This is a genomic window from Pseudomonas sp. PA-4-8C, assembly GCF_021606625.1.
Taxonomy (GTDB): domain Bacteria; phylum Pseudomonadota; class Gammaproteobacteria; order Pseudomonadales; family Pseudomonadaceae; genus Aquipseudomonas; species Aquipseudomonas lactis.
Genome location: NZ_WKCD01000353.1, coordinates 1 through 4,965, shown reverse-complemented (window position 1 = coordinate 4,965; position 4,965 = coordinate 1). Strand labels below are relative to the sequence as shown.

At 59.6% G+C, this 4,965-nt stretch carries 6 protein-coding genes; 5 read left to right on the top strand and 1 reads right to left on the bottom strand.

Annotated elements, in window-relative coordinates:
- Positions 1-136: 136 nt before the first annotated feature.
- Complete coding sequence (uraH, locus tag GIW04_RS27835) at positions 137-490, bottom strand: hydroxyisourate hydrolase (RefSeq protein ID WP_003192814.1); 354 nt, start codon at positions 488-490, stop codon at positions 137-139.
- Positions 491-918: 428 nt separating this feature from the next.
- Here uraH and puuE point away from each other — a divergent pair, with 428 nt between their 5' ends.
- From puuE to GIW04_RS27810, 5 genes are all read left to right on the top strand, one after another.
- Positions 919-1,845 carry an allantoinase PuuE gene (gene puuE, locus GIW04_RS27830; RefSeq protein WP_003192817.1) on the top strand — a complete coding sequence of 309 codons (927 nt, stop codon included), beginning with the start codon at positions 919-921 and terminating at the stop codon, positions 1,843-1,845.
- A complete protein-coding gene (gene uraD, locus GIW04_RS27825; RefSeq protein ID WP_003192819.1) occupies positions 1,842-2,357 on the top strand; it encodes a 2-oxo-4-hydroxy-4-carboxy-5-ureidoimidazoline decarboxylase in 516 nt (171 codons plus the stop codon). Before puuE ends, uraD begins: the two co-directional genes overlap by 4 nt.
- Positions 2,358-2,398: 41 nt before the next feature.
- On the top strand, positions 2,399-3,394 hold the full coding sequence (gene alc / locus GIW04_RS27820) for an allantoicase (protein WP_017137848.1): 996 nt from the start codon (positions 2,399-2,401) through the stop codon (positions 3,392-3,394).
- Between the two features lie 135 nt (positions 3,395-3,529).
- Positions 3,530-4,033 carry an ureidoglycolate lyase gene (locus GIW04_RS27815; protein WP_003192823.1) on the top strand — a complete coding sequence of 168 codons (504 nt, stop codon included), beginning with the start codon at positions 3,530-3,532 and terminating at the stop codon, positions 4,031-4,033.
- A gap of 51 nt (positions 4,034-4,084) precedes the next feature.
- The coding region (locus tag GIW04_RS27810) for a urate hydroxylase PuuD (protein WP_236479412.1) at positions 4,085-4,965 on the top strand (881 nt) is incomplete at its 3' end.

Here is a 4,965-nt window from a genome sequence, read left to right as displayed (position 1 = left end):
GAAAACACCCAGCCTAGGCACGCCACTGACGCAACAGGCGTTAGATAGTTGAACAAACGCCAGGCAAAAAAAAGCCCGCAGTGTGCGCGGGCGAAACCAACGAAGAGCATTTGGGGGTGTGAAGCGAGGTGACGACTCAGCTACCGCGATAAGTGGAGTAGCTGTAAGGCGAAATCAGCAGGGGCACATGGTAATGGTCCTGTTCGGCACTGATGCCAAAGCGCAGTACCACCACGTCCAGAAAAGCCGGCTCGGGCAACTGCACCCCACGGGCCCGGTAGTAATCACCGGCGCTGAACTGCAGTTGGTACACGCCGCTGCGGTAGTCCTCGCCTTGCAGCAGCGGTGCGTCGCAACGGCCATCGCTGTTGGTGGTGGCGGTAGCGACCAGCTCCAGCTGCGCGCCTTCGACGCGGTACAGCTCAACCTTGATGGCGCTGCCGGGGCAGCCGTGCGCGGCGTCCAAAACGTGTGTAGTCAAACGTCCCATGGCTTTTATGCGCCTCCCGAAGTCAGTCATAGAGAAACCCGCACTCTTTCAGGGCAGTGAAAAAGCCGGCGATGGCTGATTAAGACATTTTTCTAAAAAATTGTACACAATAAATTCAACAGCCTTCCAACCCCCTGTAGGAGCGAGCTTGCTCGCGAAAAACGTCAACGATGACGCGGACTATCAGGATAAAAGTGGCGCCCTCAGGTTTTTCGCGAGCAAGCTCGCTCCTACAGTGGGCTTTTTCATCTTAACCTGACCACTTAGGCAAGTTTCTTGCAGACAGACCGTTCAGAAAAAATGCAGAAATGCAGGCTTACAAAGTTTGCGATAAGTTGTATACAATCACTCATCGCTGTGACGCCACTCAGTCATTCCACTGCCCGGCCGCCACACATTTGCTACCACGAACAAGAAGGAAGACTGCAGTGAGCGCTGACTACCCACGCGACCTGATCGGTTACGGCAGTAACCCTCCTCACCCCCACTGGCCGGGCAAGGCACGCATTGCGCTGTCGTTCGTACTCAACTACGAAGAAGGCGGCGAGCGCAACATTCTGCACGGTGACAAAGAGTCAGAAGCCTTCCTCTCGGAAATGGTCTCGGCCCAGCCGCTGCAAGGCGAGCGCAACATGAGCATGGAGTCGCTGTACGAGTACGGCAGCCGTGCCGGCGTGTGGCGCATCCTCAAGCTGTTCAAAGAATTCGATATCCCGCTGACCATCTTCGCCGTGGCCATGGCCGCCCAGCGCCACCCGGATGTGATCCGCGCAATGGTCGAGGCCGGCCATGAGATCTGCAGCCACGGCTACCGCTGGATCGACTACCAGTACATGGACGAGACCCAGGAGCGCGAGCACATGCTCGAAGCCATCCGCATCCTCACCGAACTCACCGGTGAACGCCCACTGGGCTGGTACACCGGCCGCACCGGCCCCAACACCCGCCGTTTGGTGATGGAGGAAGGTGGCTTCCTGTACGACTGCGACACCTACGACGATGACCTGCCCTACTGGGAACCCAACACCCCCAACGGCAAGCCGCACCTGGTGATCCCCTACACCCTGGACACCAACGACATGCGCTTCACCCAGGTGCAGGGTTTCAACAAGGGCGATGACTTTTTCGAGTACCTCAAGGACGCCTTCGACGTGCTGTATGCCGAAGGTGCCGAGGCGCCGAAGATGCTTTCGATCGGCCTGCATTGCCGCCTGATCGGCCGCCCGGCACGCCTGGCCTCGCTCAAGCGCTTCATTGAATACGTCAAAGGCCATGACCAGGTGTGGTTCACCCGCCGCGTGGACATCGCCCGTCACTGGCACCAAACCCACCCCTGCACGGGAGCGGCGAAATGACTGCGTTCCAAACCCTTAAACCCTCGACCTTGAGCCGCGACGCATTCGTCCAAGCCTTCGCCGATATCTACGAACACTCGCCATGGGTAGCCGAAAAGGCCTTCGACCTGGGCCAGGATACGTCGATCGACCAGATCGAAACCCTGCACCAGCGCATGAGCGATATCCTGTTGAGTGCTGATCACGCCTCGCAACTGGCGCTGATCAATGCTCACCCGGACCTGGCAGGCAAAGCCGCCGTCCAGGGCCAACTGACCCAAGCCAGCACCGATGAACAAGCAGGCGCGGGTATTCACCAATGCACGGCCGAAGAGTTTTCTCGCTTCACCGAGCTGAATGAGGCCTACAAAGCCAAGTTCAAGTTTCCCTTCATCATGGCGGTAAAAGGCAGCAACCGGCATCAGATCCTCGCCGCGTTCGAAACGCGCATCCACAACTCTGCAGACGCTGAGTTCAAGTGCGCGCTGGACGAGATCAACAAGATCGCGTTGTTCCGCTTACTGACCCTCTAGCAGTCCATCCCCAGCCACTCTATCTAAGGCAGACAAGAAGAATGAAAGCTTACGCCGTACCTTTCGAGAAGTTCGTCAACCTGGCCGACGCCCGCCTGGGCACCAAGATCATCTCGGTGACCGATGACTGGTTCGCTGACGCCAACCGCCTGTTCCAGCCGACCCCGGCCGTGTGGAAGGAGGGCGTTTTCGATGACAACGGCAAGTGGATGGACGGCTGGGAGTCACGCCGCAAGCGCTTCGAAGGCTACGACAGCGCGGTGATCCGCCTGGGCGTGCCGGGTTCGATCAAAGGCGTGGACATCGACACTTCATTCTTCACCGGCAACTTCCCGCCGTCGGCCTCCCTGGAAGCCTGCTTCCTGGCCTCGGGTGAGCCGGATGCCAATACCCAGTGGGTGGAAGTGCTGTCAGCCGTCGAGCTGCAAGGCAACAGCCACCACTACCACGAGATCAACAACGACCAGGCGTTCAGCCACCTGCGCTTTAACATCTACCCGGATGGCGGCGTAGCCCGTCTGCGTGTGTACGGTGTGCCGTTCCGCGACTGGTCCTCGGTGGGCGACAACGAACAGGTCGACCTGGCTGCCGCGCTCAATGGCGGCCGTGCCCTGGCCTGCTCCGATGAACACTTCGGCCGCATGAGCAACATCCTCAACCCAGGCCGTGGCATCAACATGGGCGACGGTTGGGAAACCGCGCGTCGTCGTACGCCAGGCAATGACTGGGTGATTGTCGCCCTGGGCCACCCGGGCGAGATCGAGAAAATCGTGGTCGACACCCTGCACTTCAAGGGCAACTACCCGGACACTTGCTCGATCCAGGGCGCCTTCGTGAAAGGCGGCACCGACAGCCAGATCGAAACCCAATCGCTGTTCTGGCGCGAATTGCTGCCGGCGCAGAAGCTGGAAATGCACGCCGAACACACCTTCGCCGAGCAGATCAAAGCGCTGGGGCCGATTACCCACATCCGCTTGAACGTGTTCCCGGATGGTGGGGTGAGTCGCCTGCGCGTCCTGGGCAAGGTTGCCAAATAACACCCGATCGTCCCCACGCTCTGCGTGGGGATGCACCCCGTGACGCTCCGCGTCACACAGCGGACGCAGAGCGTCCAGGGCAGCGTTCCCACGCAGAGCGTGGGAACGATCTATAGACAAGACAAGAAGACAGCCATGCGCACACTGATGATCGAACCTTTGACCAAAGAAGCCTTCGCCCCCTTCGGAGACGTTATCGAAACCGATGGCAGCGATCACTTCATGATCAACAACGGGTCGACCATGCGCTTTCACAAACTGGCCACGGTCGAAACCGCGAAGCCGGAAGACCACGCCATCATCAGCATCTTCCGCGCCGACGCGCAGGACATGCCGCTGACTGTGTGCATGCTGGAGAGACACCCGCTGGGCAGCCAGGCTTTCATTCCGCTGCTCGGCAACCCCTTTCTGATCGTGGTCGCGCCACTTGGCGATGAACCTGTATCAGGCTTGGTCCGCGCCTTCGTCACCAACGGCAGGCAGGGCATTAATTACCATCGCGGCGTCTGGCACCACCCGGTGCTGACGATCGAAAAGCGGGATGACTTCCTGGTGGTTGATCGCAGTGGCACAGGCAATAACTGCGATGAGCATTTTTTCAAAGAGGATGAGCGGTTGATCCTCGCCCCCCACCAATAAGAGAAGGTCTGATCACCCGACAACAAGGGTGACAGGCGAGAGGTAAAGACTGTGGAAGCACATCTGTTGGAATGGCTGAACCTGAGCGTGCGCTGGGTTCACATGATCACTGGCGTCGCCTGGATCGGCGCTTCTTTCTACTTCGTCTGGCTGGAAAACAACCTTAATCGCGTCAACCCCAAGAACGGCCTGGCCGGTGACTTGTGGGCGATCCACGGTGGCGGTATCTACCACCTGGAAAAATACAAACTGGCCCCGCCGACCATGCCGGACAACCTGCACTGGTTCAAATGGGAAGCCTATTTCACCTGGATGTCGGGCGTCGCGCTGCTGTGCGTGGTGTTCTACCTCAACCCCACGCTGTACCTGCTCGCCCCCGGCAGCAGCCTCAGCGGCACCGAAGGCGTGTTGCTGGGCATCGGCTCACTGTTCGCCGGCTGGTTCATCTACTCCTTTCTGTGCGACTCGGCCCTGGGCAAACGCCCTGCCCTGCTCGGCTTGATCCTGTTCGTGCTGTTGATTGCGGCGGCTTACGGCTTCAGCAAGGTATTCAGCGGCCGGGGTGCCTACCTGCACGTGGGTGCGGTGATCGGCACGATCATGGTGGGGAACGTGTTCCGCATCATCATGCCGGCCCAACGCGCGCTGGTGGCGGCCATCGCCGAGAACCGCACACCCGACCCGGCGCTGCCGGCCAAGGGCCTGTTGCGCTCACGCCACAACAACTACTTCACCTTGCCAGTGCTGTTCATCATGATCAGCAACCACTTCCCGAGCACCTATGGCAGCCAATACAACTGGCTGATCCTGGCCGGGATCGCGGTGGCGGCGGTGTTGGTGCGCCATTACTTCAACACCCGGCATGACAGCCAGAAGTATGCGTGGACCTTGCCCGTGGGCGCCTTGGCGATGATCAGCCTGGCCTACGTGAC